Source organism: Colwellia sp. E2M01 (assembly GCF_018860585.1).
In the GTDB taxonomy this organism is placed as follows: Bacteria; Pseudomonadota; Gammaproteobacteria; order Enterobacterales; family Alteromonadaceae; genus Colwellia.
This window is the reverse complement of the sequence record NZ_JAHKPR010000041.1, coordinates 7,423-25,907: the sequence shown is the minus strand read 5'-3', so window position 1 is coordinate 25,907 and position 18,485 is coordinate 7,423. Positions and strand designations below refer to the sequence as shown.

The 18,485-nt window shown below is 35.1% G+C and carries 15 protein-coding genes and 1 riboswitch; of the genes, 5 read left to right on the top strand and 10 right to left on the bottom strand.

The annotated features are described in order from the left end of the window. Positions 1-204: 204 nt before the first annotated feature. A complete protein-coding gene (locus tag KO502_RS09095; protein WP_216022265.1) occupies positions 205-1,569 on the top strand; it encodes an anti-phage deoxyguanosine triphosphatase in 1,365 nt (454 codons plus the stop codon). Positions 1,570-1,657: 88 nt separating this feature from the next. Continuing rightward, on the top strand, positions 1,658-2,797 hold the full coding sequence (locus KO502_RS09090) for a patatin-like phospholipase family protein (protein ID WP_216022264.1): 1,140 nt from the start codon (positions 1,658-1,660) through the stop codon (positions 2,795-2,797). Between the two features lie 310 nt (positions 2,798-3,107). On the opposite strand, the gene galU is transcribed toward KO502_RS09090, so the two are convergent. From galU to KO502_RS09055, 7 genes are all read right to left on the bottom strand, one after another. Next, the gene (gene galU, locus KO502_RS09085) at positions 3,108-4,040 is read right to left on the bottom strand and encodes a UTP--glucose-1-phosphate uridylyltransferase GalU (RefSeq protein ID WP_216022263.1); all 933 of its coding nucleotides are present in this window, start codon (positions 4,038-4,040) and stop codon (positions 3,108-3,110) included. A gap of 958 nt (positions 4,041-4,998) precedes the next feature. Further along, positions 4,999-5,985: a GDP-L-fucose synthase gene (locus KO502_RS09080; protein WP_216022262.1), complete on the bottom strand. Its 987-nt coding sequence runs from the start codon at positions 5,983-5,985 to the stop codon at positions 4,999-5,001. Then, positions 5,986-7,116, bottom strand: coding sequence for a GDP-mannose 4,6-dehydratase (gene gmd, locus KO502_RS09075; RefSeq protein ID WP_216022261.1), 1,131 nt, complete (start codon positions 7,114-7,116; stop codon positions 5,986-5,988). A gap of 538 nt (positions 7,117-7,654) precedes the next feature. Beyond that, positions 7,655-8,704, bottom strand: coding sequence for a UDP-N-acetylglucosamine--undecaprenyl-phosphate N-acetylglucosaminephosphotransferase (gene wecA / locus KO502_RS09070; RefSeq protein ID WP_216022260.1), 1,050 nt, complete (start codon positions 8,702-8,704; stop codon positions 7,655-7,657). A 284-nt stretch (positions 8,705-8,988) separates the two neighbouring features. After that, on the bottom strand, positions 8,989-9,168 hold the full coding sequence (locus KO502_RS17330; RefSeq protein WP_216022259.1) for an IS3 family transposase: 180 nt from the start codon (positions 9,166-9,168) through the stop codon (positions 8,989-8,991). Positions 9,169-9,525: 357 nt separating this feature from the next. Next, positions 9,526-10,548 (bottom strand): Wzz/FepE/Etk N-terminal domain-containing protein, encoded by a 1,023-nt coding sequence (locus KO502_RS09060; RefSeq protein WP_354668315.1) that lies wholly within the window; start codon positions 10,546-10,548, stop codon positions 9,526-9,528. A 166-nt stretch (positions 10,549-10,714) separates the two neighbouring features. Continuing rightward, on the bottom strand, positions 10,715-11,245 hold the full coding sequence (locus tag KO502_RS09055; RefSeq protein ID WP_216022258.1) for a hypothetical protein: 531 nt from the start codon (positions 11,243-11,245) through the stop codon (positions 10,715-10,717). 258 nt (positions 11,246-11,503) lie between these two features. On the opposite strand from KO502_RS09055, the gene sbcB reads away from it, so the two are divergent. Both sbcB and KO502_RS09045 read left to right on the top strand, forming a co-directional pair. Continuing rightward, complete coding sequence (gene sbcB / locus KO502_RS09050; protein WP_216022257.1) at positions 11,504-12,949, top strand: exodeoxyribonuclease I; 1,446 nt, start codon at positions 11,504-11,506, stop codon at positions 12,947-12,949. 57 nt (positions 12,950-13,006) lie between these two features. Then, positions 13,007-13,486: a glutathione peroxidase gene (locus KO502_RS09045; RefSeq protein ID WP_216022256.1), complete on the top strand. Its 480-nt coding sequence runs from the start codon at positions 13,007-13,009 to the stop codon at positions 13,484-13,486. Between the two features lie 262 nt (positions 13,487-13,748). On the opposite strand, the gene lysC is transcribed toward KO502_RS09045, so the two are convergent. Beyond that, a complete protein-coding gene (gene lysC / locus KO502_RS09040) occupies positions 13,749-15,134 on the bottom strand; it encodes a lysine-sensitive aspartokinase 3 (RefSeq protein WP_216022255.1) in 1,386 nt (461 codons plus the stop codon). Between the two features lie 153 nt (positions 15,135-15,287). Continuing rightward, positions 15,288-15,516, bottom strand: a riboswitch (Lysine riboswitch). A 256-nt stretch (positions 15,517-15,772) separates the two neighbouring features. Here lysC and KO502_RS09035 point away from each other — a divergent pair. Then, entirely contained in the window at positions 15,773-16,537 is a 765-nt protein-coding gene (locus tag KO502_RS09035; RefSeq protein ID WP_216022254.1) for an ElyC/SanA/YdcF family protein, read from the top strand. Between the two features lie 59 nt (positions 16,538-16,596). On the opposite strand, the gene KO502_RS09030 is transcribed toward KO502_RS09035, so the two are convergent. Beyond that, positions 16,597-17,355: a Nif3-like dinuclear metal center hexameric protein gene (locus KO502_RS09030; RefSeq protein WP_216022253.1), complete on the bottom strand. Its 759-nt coding sequence runs from the start codon at positions 17,353-17,355 to the stop codon at positions 16,597-16,599. Positions 17,356-17,445: 90 nt separating this feature from the next. Further along, positions 17,446-18,309, bottom strand: a complete 864-nt coding sequence (locus tag KO502_RS09025; protein WP_216022252.1) for a class I SAM-dependent methyltransferase — start codon at positions 18,307-18,309, stop codon at positions 17,446-17,448. Positions 18,310-18,485 lie beyond the last annotated feature (176 nt).

Genomic DNA, 18,485 nt, shown 5'->3' with positions numbered 1-18,485 from the left:
AAAGATAACAAATACATATATGTCGGCTGGTTTTAGTTTAGTCCTAACAATCAAACAGTTTTAACAAAATAACGTTAACTGCTCTTCCCCCGATAAAATGAATGTTATATGTCACCTTGCTGGTAGCTAAATCATTTCGTAATCTATCAATAGAAAAAGTTTTAAGGTAAGTTAAATAAACTCATAAAATCACAGTAAATAAATATGAATGAAATGTGGATGGAAAGGCGCCTAAAAAAGGTTGTTGCAAGAAGACAAGATCATCGTGACCCATTTCAGCGGGATCGTGCTCGTATATTACACTCAGCATCATTTAGGCGTTTACAATCTAAAACTCAAGTGATGGGTAGCGGTCAAAGTGATTTTTACCGTACGCGTTTAACCCACTCTTTAGAAGCCGCACAAATAGGCTCAGGTATAACCGCACAACTGCGTTGTAAATTTCCTGTGTTATGCAATGAGCTTTCCATCGACAGTGATAGTTTAATAGAAGCCATTTGCTTAGCTCATGATATTGGACACCCGCCTTTTGGTCATGGCGGCGAAATTGCTCTTAATTACATGATGCGCGAACATGGCGGTTTTGAAGGCAACGGACAAACTTTAAGGATAGTTGCGCGATTAGAAACTTTTAGTGAACATTTTGGTATGAACTTAAGTCGACGTACCTTGTTAGGGTTAATGAAGTATCCGCAATTAATTACGACGCTGAGCAAAGATACGTCAACCATTGCCGTTACTAACTTCAGGCAACTAAAAGCCTGTGATTGGCATCCGCCAAAAGGCTTGTATGAGGACGATCAAGATATTATCGATTGGATTTTAAAACCTTTATCGAAAGCAGATAGAACTCTTTTTCAAAGTACGGTTAACCCTAGTAGTAATACTGAAAGTAGTAGCAATACACAACACCAAAAAACCCGTTTTAAGTCTCTCGATTGCTCAATTATGGAACTTGCCGATGATATCGCCTACGGCATTCATGATTTAGAAGATGCCATTGTCACCAATGTAGTAAGCCGTAATGATTTTGATAGAGAAGTAATTAAAAAGCTGCAAAAAATTGATGATGTTTGGTTGCAAAAGCATTGTAAAACTTTAAAAGAAAAACTCTTTAGCGAGCAACATCATTTACAAAAAGACGCCATAGGTGGTTTAGTTAACTACCTTATTACCGCTATTCATTTAACCGACTTAAATGAGCAAGATGATGTGAACTTTGCTGAACCGTTACTTCGTTATAATGCAGCTCTTACGGCAGAAGCCGCAAAAGTACTGAAAATATTTAAAGATTTTGTTTATTTTTATGTGATCAAACTTACCAGTTTACAGCGTTTAGAATACCGAGGACAACAAATGGTGATGGAGTTATTTGAAGCATTATCATCTGATCCTCTACGCTTACTCCCAAGCAATAGTGCTAAGCGTTGGCAAGATGCTGTAGATAAACAACTTAATTCACATCGTGTTATCGCCGACTATATAGCCGGTATGACAGATGATTACGCCACACGATTGTATCAATCATTATTTAATGCTCATGATGCGTCGGACTACCAGCTAACCTAATCGATGTGAAAGCAAAAACACCGACAAAAATAAGTAAATACAAAAACAGAAAACAGAAAACAGAATATAAGTTAAATGAGAATGCAAAATGTTAGAGATATACGCAGGTAATAATGCTTTAAAAACCATTCAAGAACACGGTTTAAAACAAGAGTTATTCACTAATTTTCTTGGTGCGAGTGGCGGCCCAAAGTGGTTTATGCTATTTGGATTAGATAAGTACCTTTTTAGTGAGTTTTTTCAAAACAGAACTACTGAGCTTAATCTCATCGGCTCAAGCTCTGGTGCCTTTCGCGCTGCCTGCTTAACCCAAAATAATCCTGTACAAGCAATTGAAATTTTAGCGCAGCAATATTCTAATACTGTTTATTCTAAAAAGGCTACGGCCCAAGAAGTTACCAATAAAACGATTACCCTTGTAGAGCAATTGTTTTCAGAAAATGGCGCTCATGAGGTAATTAATAACAAGGTTTTTAAGGCTCACTTTTTGGTTGCTAAATGTAATGGATTAACTGCTTTTGACAATAAAATACTACAAGTGCCTGGTTTACTTAACAGTATGTTGCTAAACAAAATAGCTAGAAGCCAACTCAACAAACAATACCAACGTTATGTGTTTAAAAATAAATACAGTAATTTAGCGATAAACGATCCTTATAATATTAATACCATATACCAAAACTTAACCGCTGCTAACATTAAAAGCACTGTACTCGCTTCAGGTTCAATTCCTTTGGTAATGTCAGGAGTTAAAGATATTGTTGGCGCTGAGAAAGGAACTTACCGCGATGGTGGCGTAATTGATTACCATTTTGATTTTTCGTTAGAACAGAAGAATCAAAATAAAATGACTGTAAAGCAACAGCATAAAAAGCACTTTTCTGATTTACCTCACTCTAGTAGCGAATCAAAGATTACAGATCATAACTTAACCTTATATCCACACTTTAGCTCAGAGCCAAAAGCGGGATGGTTTGATAAAAGTTCAAACCGTAAAGTACTCGCTAGCAGTTATGATAATACAGTGTTGTTAGCGCCATCAGCCAAGTTTATTCAATCTCTGCCTTACAAGAAAATTCCTGATAGAACTGATTTTACGCAGATGGAACCAAACCTACGAATTAAATATTGGCAACAAGTATTAAAACAAACAGGCCAATTGGCTGAGTCTTTTCATGAATTTAGAGAGAAAAAAGATTGGGGTGAGATAAGAAATTTTACGCCATAATATTTGCTAGTTAATACACAAGCGGCAAGTAAATTAGCACAAGAAAATTATCAACATCACCGCTTACAAGTACATAAACCACCTGACACAATATAATAGTCAGTCTTGAAAATAAGCGCTACTCAAATATCTTATAGCGTACCTATTAGCTTTAGCTGTTTTACTTACTTGATTTACTTTGACTGGTCATCGCTTTGACAAGTACCGTAGAAACAAAAAATCTCGTTCTTGTCGAAATAACATATCGGCAATAACGAGATTTAATACTAGATTTAATACTAGAAAGTACCTAGTTGCTTCTTTACTTAGTTTATTTAGTTTCTTTACTCGCTTTAGCGGGTTTAGTTGGTACTAAATCGGCTAAAAAATCTTTAAAGTCATCAGCTAACTCAGGGTGACGTAAACCATACTCAACATTGGCTTTCATATAACCAATTTTAGAGCCACAATCATGCGAACGTCCTGTCATATGAAATGCTTCAACGGTTTCTTTTTCCATTAACATCGCAATTGCATCAGTTAACTGGATTTCGTCGCCTGCACCAGGAGGCGTTAATCTTAATAGTTCCCAAATTTTCTCAGATAAAACATAACGACCAACAACAGCTAGATTAGATGGTGCATCATCAACAGCAGGTTTTTCAACAACAGCTGTCATAGGTCTTGATTCACCAGGTAGTATTTTTTCACCACCGCAGTCAACCACACCGTAACTACTTACTTTTTCCATAGGTACAGGCTCAACCATGATCTGACTGTAACCACCTACTTCGTTATAACGAGTAATCATCGCTGCTAAGTTTTCAGTTTTTAAATTAGCTGATACTTCATCTAAAATAACATCAGGTAATACAACAGCAAAAGGTTCATTGCCAATAATAGGTTGCGCTTTTAATACTGCATGACCTAAGCCTTTCGCCTCCCCTTGACGAACATGTAAAATAGTAACATCTTTAGGGCTAATGGCTTGAATTTCCTCAAGCAATTGTCTTTTTACGCGTTTCTCTAAAGTAGTTTCAAGTTCAAAAGACTTATCAAAATGATTTTCAATGGCATTTTTTGAAGAATGAGTAACTAGAACAATCTCTTTGATGCCAGCGGCAACACATTCATTAACAATGTATTGAATCATTGGCTTATCAACAATTGGGAGCATTTCTTTAGGAATAGCTTTTGTTGCTGGTAACATACGTGTACCAAGGCCTGCAACGGGGATTACTGCTTTAGTTATTCTATTATTCATATTTATCCTTAATTAATCACTGAGTTTTTATTCTAAAACGAATTTTACAAGAATTCATCAAAATTTATTAACTTCCTTTATTAATTACATATAAATTAATATTTAATAATTTACCACGTACATCTATAAAGCCTGATCTATCGCCATATTTTTGTAAGTAATTGAAGATAAGTACTTAAATTTATTTAAAATATTTTTCAAAAAAATATAAAATAAGCACTATAGATACATTTTCCAATTTTTTTAACTAAGAAACAACTCAAATCGCCCCTACAATCTATTTTTCTTTATCTAAAATGGTGTAGTTATACCAATTTTGATAAGTTTCTTGTTTAACTGTGCTCAATAAAAATATTTAAAGACAAGGCGCTTGCTTGTGCAATAACTGGTAATTACGATTGAGAGCAACGCAGGATTTACTTATTTTAACCCGTATAGGTGATCTAGTAACTTAACGGACTTGGTATTAATTTGGCACCTTATTATTAGCACCTAACAACTTAGGTGATACAAATGAAAAAGAAAAAACACCCAATTTATAGCGCAGAGTTTAGACTCGAAACAAGTTAATTGATATTTGATTTTTGATTTTTGATTTTTGATTTTTGATAAAAATTATACACAGACAGATGCTGCTAAAGCGATGAATGTAGGAAAGTACATTCAGTTAGCGGGGTAATCAATCAAAATAAGAGCGTAAGGTAAGGCTCCTATATTCACAGAAGACAACTGATAAAGTGAGTTAAACAAGGCTACAGCTCTGTTTATGTCGTATAGCTAAAAACTCTTATTAATTGAGAAATCTTATTAATTGAGAAAATAAATCAAACAATAATAAAAATAGCCAATAAAAACATTACCAGAGGTGTTTTACTTTCACCCTAGTTGACCAGAATAATACTTCATGGCTATTTTCTTTAGCCTATAAATTTATTAGAAGGTTCATCGTCAATATTTATTAACGTCTAAATAGCTCTTGATTGTTTAAAAACCACTTATAAGCTAATTCTAATCCTTCGGTTAATGAAACAGAGTATTGCCAACCTAATGATTTAAGCCTATCTACATTCATTAATTTACGAGGCGGACCATCAGGCTTTGATGAATCAAAACTAATTGTCCCTTCAAAGCCCACTACTTTAGCAACAGTTTCTACTAACTCTCTAATAGAACAATCAACTCCCGTACCAACATTAATATGACTTAACATAGGCTCAGTATTATCATTATATGTTTTTGTATCTAAGTTCATTACATGAACTGAAGCAGCGGCCATATCATCAACATATAAAAACTCACGCATAGGCTTACCGCTTCCCCATGCAATAACTTCCTGATCTCCATTTAATTTTGCTTCGTGAAAACGACGTAATAAAGCAGGTATTACATGACTATTTTCAGGATGAAAATTATCATGTGCACCATAAAGATTAGTCGGCATAACACTACGATAATCTCGTCCATATTGGCGATTATAACTTTCACAAAGTTTAATACCTGCTATTTTCGCTATTGCGTACGGTTCGTTAGTTTCTTCTAGTGTGCCTGTTAACAAAGCACTTTCTTTCATTGGTTGCTCAGCTAGTTTGGGATAAATACACGAAGAACCTAAAAACAGTAGTTGTTGAATATTTGTTATGTGCGCACTTTGAATAATGTTCGATTGAATCATTAAGTTTTCATATATGAAGTCTGCCGGATAAGTGTTATTTGCCACGATACCACCTACTTTAGCTGCAGCTAAATAAACCTGATCTATCTTTTCTTGCTGAAAAAACGATAATACCGCTTGTTGATTGGTCAAGTCTAATTCTTTTCTAGTCCTTAAAATCAATTCTATTGAGCTATCATTTTTTAATTTCCTTACGATAGCCGATCCAACCATACCGTTATGGCCAGCTACAAATACCTTAGTTTTATACTTTATACTTTCATTGGTACTCATTTATGCATTCTCAACCGATACTGACACGTCAAAACCATGATTTTTTAATAAAGCATGTTGCTTAGCACTTTGTAAGTCATTAGCTACCATTTCACTACACATTTCTTCTACCGTGATCTGTGGTACCCAACCTAGTTTTTCTTTAGCTTTAGAAGGATCACCTAAAAGGGTTTCTACTTCAGCTGGACGGAAATAACGAGGATCGACCTTAACAATCACATCACCTACTTTTAATGCAGGAGCATTATTACCAACTATACTTTTTATAGTGCCAATTTCATCAAGGCCTGTTCCTGTAAACTCTAACTCTATTCCTGCTTCTTTTGCGGAGAGCTTAACAAACTCACGTACTGATATTTGCTTTCCTGTAGCAATAACAAAGTCATCCGCTATATCTTGTTGCAGCATCATCCATTGCATACGCACATAATCTTTTGCATGCCCCCAATCACGTAAAGCATCCATATTTCCTAAATATAAACACGGCTCTAATCCTTGTGAAATATTGGCGATGGCACGGGTTATTTTACGGGTAACAAAAGTTTCGCCTCGTCGAGGTGATTCATGGTTAAATAGAATACCGTTACAAGCATACATACCATAGGATTCACGATAGTTAACTACTATCCAATAAGCATACATTTTCGCTACCGCATATGGGGAACGAGGGTGAAACGGTGTGGTTTCCTTTTGAGGGATTTCTTGCACTTCCCCGTACAACTCAGATGTTGAAGCTTGATAAAATTTTGTTGTTTTTTCCATACCTAAAAAACGAATAGCTTCTAATAGGCGTAATGTTCCCATTGCATCAACATCAGCAGTATATTCAGGACACTCAAATGAGACAGCAACATGTGACTGAGCGCCTAAGTTGTATACTTCATCAGGCTGTACGTCTTTTAATATACGAGTTAAATTAGACGAGTCTGTTAAATCACCATAGTGTAAAAAAAATCTTTGATTACTTTCGTGACGATCTTGATAAATATGATCAACACGCTCTGTATTAAGTGAAGAAGCTCTACGCTTTATACCATGTACTTCATAACCTTTTTCCAGTAATAATTCTGCTAAATATGATCCATCTTGGCCTGTAACGCCGGTAATTAATGCAACTTTTGACTTTGTCATTTTTATTCCTAAATATTCGAAAAAGGTAGTTCTGAGAATTTACTTCTAAGTTTATCTGCTTTAGTGAAGTTTATATCAGCTTAAGTATTTTGTTGAAAATACCATTTAAGCTGATCCTGCACATCACTTTCCAGTCAACCAAGTATAATGGGAGTATTGCTCTAGTGGTAGTGACATTAATTATTTATCTAAAACTATTTTATAATTAAAGCCATATAATGGGCGCTAAATTTCTTTTCATAAAAATACCAAACAAATGATATCTTTAGACTAATTTAAAACGAGTTTACTCATTGTTGCTCGGTTTTTTAAATAGAATAACTAATTCTCGAAATAGCAAGTAAAGCTGGCGCCACGATTAAATCCGTTTAAACGAAATAAATTTCACCCCTAAAAATTCAACTATTTCTAGTATATATTCTACAACGTTTTAATCTTTCAACTTCTAACACACAAGAGACTACTTAAAATTAACTCATAAAAAAGTCCTTCTGGTAAAAGGACTTTTTTATGAGTCTACTCAGAAGGAAATTAAATATTAATCGGTAACCACAGGTTTTGTTATATATTTAATAATGCTTATATAACATACAAATACGAAAAGAAAGCTTACAAACATTATACTTTCTGAAATATTAAAATACTCACCTGCGATACCGAAAGTTGACATAACCACGGCAACAATTGAAATAATTAATAGTGCTTGGTTTGATGTAAGTCCTACACGTTGTAATATGTGATGTAGATGATCTCTATCTGGTTTGAAAGGTGATTTACCATTTCGGTACCTACGCACGACAATTGCCAACATATCCATTAATGGTATTGCACAAATCCATAGTGCGGTTACAGGCCTAAAGGATGCTTGCTCCCCTTGTGTTCCCATAGTTAATAACCAAATAACACTTAAACCAACAAACATACTTCCTGCATCGCCCATAAATATTTTTTGAGTTTCTTTCTTAAAAAATCGCTCAAATAAACCAAGGTTATGCATAAGGTAAGGTACCGTTGCAGTTGCTAATACTAAAGGGTAACTTAAATAATCCGTTTGGCCGTACATAATAAACAAAACTGCAATTGAGGTAAAAGTATTAATACTTAAACTACCGATAAGGCCATCAATACCATCAATCATATTATAGGCATTAATTACTACAATAATACCAATATAGGTAAATACAATTCCGAAAGACCCAAGCGTTACATCACCTAAACCAAACAAATTCCCTAAGTTTGAAATATAACCGCCAACACCATAGATCATCAAACTTGCGATAATAATTTGCCCTACAATCCTAATACGTACGCGTAAATCAAATTTATCGTCAAGTGCGCCAATAAATACCATCATTGCCGAAGCAATAAGATACATTCTAAGCTCTAAAGTGTCAGGTAACCAAAGGAGGCTGGCGGCGAGTACCGCTAAAAATATTGAAATTCCTCCAATAAGAGGAATATGACCAGCATGACGTTTACGTTCTGAAGGTTTATCTACTAAGCCAATTTCAATTGCAACAGGATTGAAAAATTTAATCGCGATAAATGCAGAAATAAAAGCGGTAACAACTGTAGCAAAAATATACATATATGGTTCCGGTAGCATCCGATTAATTAACTCAAATGAATAAAGATAGTCGAGTAAAGATAAGCAATAAAAATAATATATTGCAATAGAAGGTAATACTAAATTAAGCCTTACTCAATTTTCAACGACCTGGCTTTTAACTTCGTCATAAATTAGTTTCTTTGATAACATTGCATTATACTTGAGTTTTTGCACTATTCACAGGGCTAAATAAAGCTTAACTACAAAGTGTTACATTAACCATTAAGGTATTTTTGTTCATCTCAGATTGAGATAAAGCCACCTTAGATTGAACTATATTCGAGTACACCAATAGTGCACAGCTTTATTGTGGTGTTTTCAAGCTTAATTGGTGATAGACCGCAAATTCTCGTATTAAGCCTATTTCGATTGTAATACCTGATATAAGATGCCACATGTTTTTCATGACACTTGTTGTTAAGTGGTATGCATTCAATAGCCATTTATATTTTAAACTGCCAAAAAATCGTTCAACTACTTTATTATTCAAACAGGCACTTTTGTAACTCATTAATACTATAATACTGTTTCTAGTGAAAGCTTCTCGCCCCTTTTATGGCGACCTACTAAACTAGTCGTTTTTTCAATAGTTAATGCAAATAAATCAACTATCATACGGTTTTAAATAGGCTAGCCTTAAGCTGTGCGTAGAGGTCATGTCACCAACTCATACGTGAATTGCACTTATAGGGAAATTATTAAAATAATAATTATCAGCAAAACACAATTAACAAGTCTAATTATTGCCCACTATTTAGCCTGTACGTAACTGTGCGAAGCTATTGGATGGAACTACTTAGTTACTGTTCTCTTCGCATAAAATAACGAAAAAGCACAATAAGCACAGATAAAACTCCCCCTAATATGGTACCTAAAACAACAATCAAAGCACGTTTAGGCTTATCTTTTATATCTGGTACTTGTGCTGGGTCGATAGTTTTAAGTACATATTCTTTTTTTACCATGATTAACATCATACTTTTCGTTTGCTCTTCAATCAATTGGTAAAAAACCTTTTCCATAGTTGCTATTTTAATATTTGCTAACTGATCTTTTAAATAATCTATTGATGTTTGCGCTTCCTCTTTATCTTGCTCTCGCATAAATTCATTAATATCGTGTACTAGCAATGTAAGCCATTTCTTCGCTATATCTGGTGAATAAAAAGAAATATTAATCGTAATCATCGATGTACTTTTATCTTTTTCAATAGACAATAATTCAGAAAATTCTTGAAATGCTTCCCAAGGAGATGGCTCTGCTGTTCTTGGCGCTTCAAATTCTCTTATCCACTTTTTATTGCTTTGGTCGTAAACCTGCTCGTTAAAAAGTAATTTATTTGAGTTTATATCCCAACCTTTAGAAGCCATTAAAGGTACAAGTAAATTATGTCTTTCAATAAATGACTCTATAAATGAGCGTGACTGTAACACTTCTATGGCTAGCCCTGATTTATCTGCACCACCACCACCGCCTAAGTTAATACCTGCCATACTAGCCAAACCACCAAACTGCCCGGCAAGTGCAGCTAAACCGCCAGCCCCACCTTCACTTTCTGCGGGGGTAAGTATAACGGATGCTTTATAGATATTAGGCTGTGATAAGGCAAAAAACACAGAAGCAACTGCGAATAATAAACTAATAAATATAATAATAAATTTACCCGCCCAAATAGCGTGCCATAACTCGGCTATATCTATTTCATCGTCTTGATTTGAATTATTATAAGAGTTTTGAAGTTGCTGCTGAAATAATTGCTGTTGCAAAATTTTCGATTTTTCATCATTCGTCGATACTTGAGGATTCTCTATTGACTTTGACACTTTTCACCATATCCGGTTGGTATTTTTTGTTGCTCATATTCACTTTATTTATAAAGATACTAACAACCATTAGATTTGACGCATTATACGAAGAATACTTATAAAGTTAAAGAGGCAATGAATAAAGTTAAAGAGGCAATGAAGTTACGATAAACTAAAACTAAAACTAAAATTTACATATTAAAGTGGCCAAATATTCAATTTTTACATTACTTAATTGTCGATAATCGAAATATGGGCAAACGATGAGTTTATTCTTATTATCGATCGCAAACTCATCATTTAACCACACTAAATTAGCTTTAAGCTTGCCACTTTTAATTAATGATTGCGCATGGCCTTTACCACAAATGATATGCACAGTATTATTTCTCACGGTTTGAGACGCTAACTGCGGAGTGGAAAATAACAATGCTGTGTTGCTGCCACTTTGCAATAAGTGTTTATCACGGTATTCTTGCCAAGTTGGAGCTTTACTTGAAAAATTGAATACTTGTTGCTCTAAGGCATACAATAACTTTGCATAAACATTAAAAACTTTTCGCCAACCATTACCACAAGATTGGTTGATTACAACAATTTCACCTAAGTTAAGTGGGTTAACCGAAGATATACCTTGATATTCCAACATATTTGGAATGTTGCCGATATATACAGCAAAGCTAAAGCGACTATCTCCAAATCCGACATTACTCATTTAAATAAATCACCTTTAACTATATTATTGACCACTTAATTATTAGCTTTACGACTTTTATAATTTTGTGTGAATTATACTACAAGCATAATGAATAGAACTAGTTAGATTAATTACGCTATAGATGCAGTAAGTACCTTAAATCATATTAATTCTTTATTACTGAGCATTAATAGCAAAGCGATAATTAAATATTAATAGGTTATAATAAATAAAAAATAATCTCGATTTATAGACTTAACAAATAAGCGAATGATAATGACTTCTACTATACAAGACACAATTCTCTGGCACGATTATGAAACTTGGGGAATTGCTCCAAAGTTTGATAAACCATCGCAATTTGCTGGCATTAGAACTGATCTTGATTTGAACATCATTGGCGAGCCACAAATGTTTTATTGCCAGCCGCCGGTTGATTACCTACCACACCCAGAAGCCTGTTTAGTCACGGGTATAACACCGCAACAAGCACAACGTGAAGGTTTATCTGAAGCTGAGTTTGCAGCGCGTATTCATGAGTTATTTGCAACACCTAATACTTGTGTTGCTGGTTATAATAATATTCGTTTTGATGATGAAGTTAGTCGCTATTTGTTTTACCGTAATTTTTACGATCCTTATGCGCGTGAATGGCAAAATGGTAATAGTCGGTGGGATATTATTGATATGATTCGTGCCTGCTATGCCCTTCGCCCTGAAGGTATCAATTGGCCAACGGTTGATCGTGATGGTGAAGAAGTGGTTAGTTTTCGCTTAGAGTTATTGACAGCAGCGAACGGTATTAGCCATGAAGCAGCACATGATGCCATGAGCGATGTTTACGCGACTATTGCCATGGCAAAGTTGATAAAAGAAAAACAACCTAAATTGTATGAATTTATCTTTAATTTAAAGAACAAAAACCAAGTTAAAGATTTAATTAATACTGCTGAGATGACACCTATTGTGCATACCTCAAGCAAAATATCTTCAGCACATGGTTGCACCAGTTGGTTTGCGCCAATCAGTTATCACCCAGTGAATAAAAATGCGGTTATTTGTGTTGACTTAGCCCGCGACATTTCGCCTTTACTTGAATTAAGCAGTGATAAAATCAAAACACGTTTATATACACGTTTTGATGATTTAGCGCCTGATGAGTTACCTATTCCCGTAAAGCTTATTCATGTCAATAAATGCCCTGTTATTGCCCCAGCTAAAACCTTATTACCTGAAAATGCTGAGCGTTTATCAATACCGCGAGATTATTGTTTAGATAATTTAAAGTTATTAAAAACACATGCTGAACTTCGCGATAAATTAAGTGATGTATTTGCAACGTCAGATTTTGATGATACTGAAGTTGATGCTGAACAAGGGTTATATGGCGGTAATTTCTTTAGTCACAGTGATAAAGCACAAATGGATATTTTACGCGGACTAACACCTGCACAATTAGCAAGCCACCCGTTTCAATTTCAAGATGCACGTTTAAGTGTTTTATTATTTAGGTATCGCGCCAGAAATTATCCAGAGACGCTTTCAACAGAAGAGCAACAAAAGTGGCAACAATATTGTCAAACTAAGCTGCAATATGGCGGTAAAGGTATATTATCGCTAGATGAGTTTATGATGAAAATTGAGAACTTGGCGCACGAGCATGAAGAAGATAAAACAAAAATGTCTGTGCTTAAAGCGCTTTACGAATATGTTCAGGGCTAAGCTGTGTTGAGCATGGTAAAATTGAGTAATTGAAAATCACTAATTAAGGTAAAAAGTATGAGTAATATTTATCAGTTTTCGGTTCAGAATAACAAAAATGAAGATGTTGCATTAACTCAATTTTCAGGATCTGTTTTACTGATAGTTAATACTGCCAGTCATTGTGGGTTTACACCACAATATGAAGGTTTACAGGTATTACATGATACCTATGAAGAACAAGGTTTTGAGATATTAGCTTTTCCGTGTAATCAATTTAAACAACAAGAAAGCGGAAGTAACGAAGAGATCCAACAGTTTTGTGATTTACGCTTTAACATTAAATTTCCGCTCTTTAATAAAATTGACGTCAATGGCGATAACGCCGATCCACTATTTGTTTATTTAAAACAACAAGCACCAGGTATTTTAGGCTCTAAATCAATTAAGTGGAATTTCACTAAGTTTTTAGTGAACCGTCAAGGTGAGGTAATAAAGCGTTATGCACCAACAACCAAACCAGAAGATATTACTGCTGATATTGAAAAGCTATTATAAATAACGATAAATAAGATACATAGCGCGATTAAAAGTCCCGCCTACTTTATTGCCTTACCGAGTAACATAAACGCCGTACGATAATATTAATCGTACGGCGTTTTATTTTTAGGTAAACATAAGAAGCATTTCTTAACTAAAGTCTTAACTAAAGTCTTAACTAAAACTTTAACTAAAAAGCCTTAACTAAACGTAACTAAACGTAACTAAAACTTTAAGTATTAGTTACGAGTAAATTAGCGATATTCAGCTTCTTTAAAACCTACAGTGAAGCAAATAAGCTTCTATGTAGCTTTTCAACAGTAGGGTTAGCGTCTGCTTCTTCAACTAAGAAACATAAGTTATTGGCACTAGCACCGTGACAAATTAAACGTACATTAATGCCCGCTAATGTATCAAATACTTTTTGACCAACACCATGGGCGCGATTTAAACCATTACCAATAACCGCAACGAGTGATAAACCATGCTCTACTGTTACTTCACAAAGTTGCTCTAATTCAGCAACAACAGTATTGGTGATAATTGATTGTGTTGAGCCCACAGGGTTATCAAAGGTTAACGCAACACTAATTTCACTAGTCGTGATTAAATCTACACTGAGCTCATGCTTGGCTAAAATGCCAAACACTTTCGCTAAGAAACCGCTAGCGTGTAACATTGCTGGGCTTTTTACTGTAACTAAAGTTTGCTCGCGTCTTAAGGCTATTGAACGGTAAGTTGGGGTAGAATCTACCTTTTTCATAATTTGAGTGCCGCCCTTTTCTGGCTCTTTACTTGAGCCAACAAACACAGGGATATTACAACGCATCGCAGGAATAAGCGTCGCAGGGTGTAAAATTTTGGCGCCAAAGGTTGCCATTTCAGCCGCTTCGCCGAAACTTATTTCTTTAATTGCACGAGCTTGGTCGGTAATACGAGGATCAGTTGTAAAAATACCAACTACGTCAGTCCATACAGACAAGTTACTTGCTTTTAATGCCTCAGCAAGTAATGCTGCTGAGTAATCTGAGCCACCACGACCTAAGGTTGTAGTATTGCCATCGGCGTCTTGTCCAATAAAGCCTTGAGTTACAATAACTTTATCAGTTAATTTAGGCGCTAATATTTTGCCGCAAAGTTTATCTAATTCAATTAATTCAACTACCGCTTTACCAAATAGGCTGTTAGTTTTCATAATTTCTTGCACGTTAAAGTATTCACCTGCCACGCCAACTGATTGTAAAACCTGCGCAAAAATACGTGAGCTAAATTGCTCACCAAAGGCAAGAATAGCATCAGCCGTTTTAGTCGTATGCTCAGCTGATTGCGTTGCTGCATATTTAGTAAGCTCACTAAGTAAGCTATCAATTTCTTGATTAAGAGACGCTTCAACATCGTTTGCTAAATGTTGAGTAATGTTTACTTGAATAGCACGAATATTAGCAACAATTTCAGCTTGCTCTGCAGCTGGCACATCTTTTTGACCTAAACGTACTAAGTAGTTAGTTACACCAGCACTTGCTGAAACAACAACTAAACGATTGCTTGTGTCATTTTTAATGATGCTTGCACAACGTAGCATGGCTTCATAGTCGGCAACACTAGTACCACCAAATTTGGCGACAGTTAATGCATTTTCAGGTGTATTAGTTTGTTCAATTTTCATAAATTTCTCCCATAAAAACTTAAGCATTTTTATATAATAGTGTTATGTAAAAAACACAATGCTAAGTAAAATAATTTTGGAAGAGCATGACTGAGTAGTTAACGAAGAGGATTTGCTTTAAAGGAAGTCATAAAACAAATAAACGTAATCTTTTCAGCCAGAAGCTCTCCACCTATTGTTTGTTGTTAGTTTACTCTCTATTAATAATAAACAGCGTAACTAACAAATATGTCAGGTGACAGTCATCAGGATTCAGCCTAAATGACCGAATATTTAAAGCCACTCTTTAAATATTCTCGGCGATAACTTCCCTCAAAAAACAGTCATTGGAATTGTGGTTCCTCCTGCTTTTTTACCTAAGTTTCGCGCCTCTTCTGGTGCTTTTTTATGTAGGTATTAACCTTGGTATTAACATAGTCAATATCATTGATATTACCTATGTTGTTAATATAGAGCATTAACCCTAATAAAAAATGCGTGCGTATTAGAACTGATTTTTATTGGCATTGCAATAAACTTTATACGATAAATGATTAAAAATATGGCGATTTGTTAAAGTGCTGATTGCACAAGCACTTTCTTGTAATACTTGATATAGTGGATATATCTCAACGATGTAGGTGGTAAAGTTTACGTTTATGGATTTATTTCTTCTAAAAAAAATAATTACTGTTTTTATTATGCCGATTAATATTGTGCTGTTGTTATTAATTATTGCCATGATAATGTACAAGAGAAAGCCTAGCTTCAGTATCAAAAGTGTATCGGTAGCATTTGTCATTCTTCTCGTCAGCTCATTTGCACCTTTTTCAGATAGTGTAATGACGACTATTGAAAATGATTATCCTGCTTATAAAAAATCAAATATACCAATAGACTATATAGTCGTGTTAGGTTGTAGTCATAACACCAATGCTGAATTGCCTGTTACTAGTCAATTGTCGGCTTGTTCATTACAACGAGTGGTTGAAGCATTACGCATTTATAAACTACACCCCGAAGCAAGGGTTATCACTTCAGGATATGGCGGTTTCAATCCTGTTTCAAATGCAGAAACAGTTAAACAATCCTTGGTTATTTTAGGGGTTCCTGCACAAAAAATTATTACCGAAAGTTTTCCTATGGATACTGCTGAAGAAGCTGAGTTAATTGCACCACGTGTACAGGGAAGCAAAATTGTTCTGATCACTAATGCTGACCATATGACAAGATCTATGAATTATTTTGAAGAACAAGGTGTTTATCCACTTGCAGCACCGACGGGCTTTTGGGTGAAAAGCCCAGACAGCGCTAAAAATTGGGCTTATTATTTTCCTAATAGTTTAAGTTTACAACAAACAACTGTTGCTTGGTATGAGAGCCTTGGCCAATTAGTTCAATGGTTTAAAAGTATTTTTAAATAAACTTAGACAGAGTAATATACTACTTGTTGGCAATCGCCATAGTAAAATAAAGGTCATTATTAAGCTGGATTATCAATATCGATAAACTCTACATCAAGCCCTAATTCTTGGGCTAAATGTTCACCTAAGGCTTTTACACCATAACGCTCTGTAGCATGATGTCCTGCAGCAAAAAAGTGTATATCCATCTCATGTGCAACATGAGTGGTTTGCTCTGACACTTCTCCAGTTAAAAACGCGTCGATACCTTGTTCGGCTGCTAATTCAATGTAACCTTGTCCGCCACCTGAACACCATGCAATAGTCTTTATAGGTTTATTACTCGGTGCTGCTATATGTAAGCATTCTCGGTTAAGTTTTTTATTTATTAGCTGTGTTAAGTCGTTAGCAGTATGCGCATTAGCAAAATTGCCTTGTACTGCCACACTTAACGGATTACCAAGCTCTAACGCTTGTACATTTTCAATGTTAAATAATTTAGCTAACTGGGCGTTATTACCAAGTGTTGGGTGAATATCTAATGGTAGGTGGTAGGCAAATAAATTAATGTCGTTGAGTAATAATGCTTTAATGCGATCATGCTTCATACCTCGAATAACATAGGACTCATTTTTCCAAAAGTAACCGTGATGAACTAATATCGCATCGGCTTTTTCAGTGATTGCTCGCTCTATAAGTGCTTTAGTTGCGGTAACACCCGTGATCACTTTGCTGATATTGTCGCTGCCCTGTACTTGCAGACCATTAGGGGTGAAATCTTTAATTTGTTGTGGTTTTAATAAGTCAGTTAAATACTGCTCTAAATCTTTTCTTTGCATGGTTAAGTTACTTTTTTTAAAAGGTATTAATATATAGAGTGTTAAGTTCAGGATGTTAGCTTCATTCAATTAACATACTAATTAATTCGACTATTTAGTCACATCAGTCGTACTTTTTTTATGAGTGTACGTTGTTTTTCTAGATCTATTCATTGTCGGCACTTTTACCGGGTTAAACTCTGGTCTTATTTGCCATCGCGGTTTGATAGGCGTTAACGGTAACACGCGTTTCTTCGCGATAATGACATAAACTGATCCAAGTGCAGGTAAATAACGACTCGCAAATTGATGCCATTTATTACTGATTTTATTAGCCCATTTATTCTGGGTATTATTATCAGCACAATGACTGCTTAATGATGAATGTAGGCAACGTTGATCAGCTATTACTTCAAAGCCCATTAAATGTAACCAGTCTTTAACTCGCATTGGCGTGAAGAACTGTTCATTCCAAGGCGTTTTATTTCGTCTATAAGGTAATAACCTATTTAATCCTGCTAAGCTAAGTGGATTAAATCCTGTTATCACTATATAACCATTAGGGATCAAGACCCGGTTTGCTTCGCGTACAACATGATGAGGATCAAGTGAAAACTCTAAAGCATGACTTAATAAACACACATCAACACTGTGCTCTTGTAGTGGTAAATCGTCAATATCACCAACAACTTCAGTACAACTTACCTCGTTTGAGCCAGTAACATCACAATGATATTTATCACTGTTTGCTTGTGTAATGTTAGCACTACCAATACTTACCTGATGTTTTATAGTGCTATTGCTTATTGCTATCTCAGCACTTAATGCTCCTAACTTTGCTAAATGGTAGCCAAAAAATTTCGGCCACCATGGTGCAAGTTCAAGCTCTATGGCCTTTTTTATCAACTCCCCATTAGGCAAGTCTTGCCATGTTTCTGGGTAATGTAATTGTCGAAAAGCTAATGCTGGTTTCATTTAATTCGCTTTATCTATCAGGTATGTAAAGAGACAACTTAATGCTACTATATATCCATACTTATTAAAATGTGAATAAAGCGCTAATAAAAACCTAAATTAGACGTTCAAATTAAAAACTTATACCAAGTTGATTAAGTTCTTTCCCACTCAGCGAAAGTTAAAAGGCTTAGAGG